General features: G+C 39.1%; 1 protein-coding gene and 1 tRNA gene. One reads left to right on the forward strand and one right to left on the reverse strand.

Annotation, left to right across the window (positions count from 1 at the left end; translation table 11 throughout):
* Nucleotides 1-56: 56 nt before the first annotated feature.
* Nucleotides 57-128 (forward strand) — tRNA-Glu (locus ACW12G_RS04170).
* A gap of 641 nt (nt 129-769) precedes the next feature.
* Here ACW12G_RS04170 and ACW12G_RS04175 read toward each other — a convergent pair.
* Complete coding sequence (locus ACW12G_RS04175) at nt 770-1,360, reverse strand: DUF4352 domain-containing protein (RefSeq protein ID WP_455647345.1); 591 nt, start codon at nt 1,358-1,360, stop codon at nt 770-772.
* Nucleotides 1,361-1,503: the final 143 nt, after the last annotated feature.

Consider the following 1,503-nt stretch of genomic DNA (forward strand, 5'->3'; position numbering starts at 1 on the left):
TTTTTGATTGCTTGTTGACGAGGCAGTATTTTTTCGGTATACTTATATTTTGTTATGGCGCTATGGTCAAGTGGTTAAGACGTCGGCTTCTCAGGCCGAAATCGAGGGTTCGATCCCCTCTAGCGCTATTCTAGCCGTTCTATCAGGTTTACTGGTAGGGCGGCTTTTTTGTGTTAAAACGTCCAGTTTAGTGATTATTGCTTATCTCGATATTTGTTTAAACAAAGCAAATATATCAGGACAATTGAATAGATACAAAGCCATTTATAATAAAAATCACCCTGTGTGATGATCAAGTTCAAGAGAAAGCCGATTAGCAATACACTTAAAATAAATACGATATATTGTGTTGACCGTAATTGATTAACAAACTTGACGACACCATCATTTTTAGCTTTTTTTTTTCAAAAATAAAATTGAATAGATTGAAAATTAAGAACCAAAAAATGAGCGTCATGATGAATTTGACTGTTAAATATAGCATGATATCCCTTTCTAAAAATCACGTCTTATGACCGAGTAGGTGATGTTTGTTGTGACCCGAGTGAGCGGCATCAGCGCAATAGTCGATATGCTAAAATGATCAGTCCGATAATGAGCAAGGCATAACCGATATATTTTTGATAGGTTTGGTTTTTTTGATGCGCCAATCAGTAGGGCAGCAAACAATAGAAAAGTAACTTGTACTGTTGTCGTCATAATCATCTCCTGTGTGCGATCAGAACGTGGTGGTTAGCCTATATATGTACGCCCAAAAGGGCATAAAGGATTAGTCGAGGTCAAAGGTAATTTTCTCATCTTTTGAGAATAGTGACCCTGTGTAAATTAGCTTGAGTTTATCTGTTTGGACGGCTTGACCGACGAGTGTACCAGTAACGGAAGCGCCCTTGGTCAGGTCGCCGGACTTCAAATCATCGCCCACAACTTTGTGACCATTATCATCTAGCACAATTTCGGTTAGGCTAGTTTGGTTGCCATTGTCGTCCAATTTGAAATCTAATGGGTTGTAGCTGACTTTGTTGCGATCGACATTAGTAATAGTAACATTCACCATCACGAACATCTTGCCAGAATCTGGTGTTGAAATTGAACTACCGTTATAATAGTCCACTTTATTGAGTTTTAAAGTAACGCCATCTGCCTTGACAGTGTCACCAACTTTGAATGTTTGGTGGTTAACCTTAGCTGAAGAAGTTGTTTTATGTTCAGAGGAAACCTTTTTTGCGCTGTCGTCAGCGCGACCAATTGCCGCAATCACAAGTACGACAATAATCGCTAGCGTCCAAAACCAACCACGCTTATAAAATGGCTTCTTTTGCACGTCTGTGTTGCCATTCTCATCAACAATCTTTTTCGCCATGAAAAAATCTCTCCTTAGCCTTTTAGTGTGGTTGCTCAGCACATGTGATGTTAGGGATTAAAGGCTAGTTAACATGTTTGGTAAATGTTTAACGTTTAGCATTTTAAGACGCAGTAACTCACCGGATTGCGTCGGTGTTTGAT

The organism is Leuconostoc sp. (genome assembly GCF_965300815.1).